This window comes from Streptomyces carpinensis, from assembly GCF_002154505.1.
Lineage (GTDB): Bacteria > Actinomycetota > Actinomycetes > Streptomycetales > Streptomycetaceae > Streptomyces > Streptomyces carpinensis.
This window is the reverse complement of the sequence record NZ_MUBM01000002.1, coordinates 1-289: the sequence shown is the minus strand read 5'-3', so window position 1 is coordinate 289 and position 289 is coordinate 1. Positions and strand designations below refer to the sequence as shown.

Sequence of the window (289 nt, the reverse complement as noted above, 5' to 3'; positions counted from 1 at the left end):
CGAGGGTCTCGGTGTCCTCCGGGTCCACCGCCTTCGGGTCGATCTTCAGCGCGCGCAGCTCGCCGGCGCCGGTGACGGTGGCCCGCACCAGACCGCCGCCCGCCTGCCCGTCGACCTCGGTCTGCGCCAGTTCCTCCTGGGCTCGCTGCAGGTCCTGCTGCATCTTCTGGGCCTGCTGGAGCAGCTGCTGCATGTTGGGCTGGCCACCACCGGGAATCACGATCAGCTCCTGCTTTCGTACGGCACGTCCGGATGTCCGGGCGGGGCGGTCCGGCGACCCGTCCGAGAC

At 71.3% G+C, this 289-nt stretch carries 1 protein-coding gene; it reads right to left on the bottom strand.

Going from position 1 to position 289, the window contains the following annotated elements; all coding sequences use genetic code 11:
• On the bottom strand, positions 1 to 220 hold a 220-nt coding region (locus BZY54_RS52615; RefSeq protein ID WP_244216865.1), incomplete at its 3' end, for a YbaB/EbfC family nucleoid-associated protein.
• Between the last annotated feature and the right edge of the window lie 69 nt (positions 221 to 289).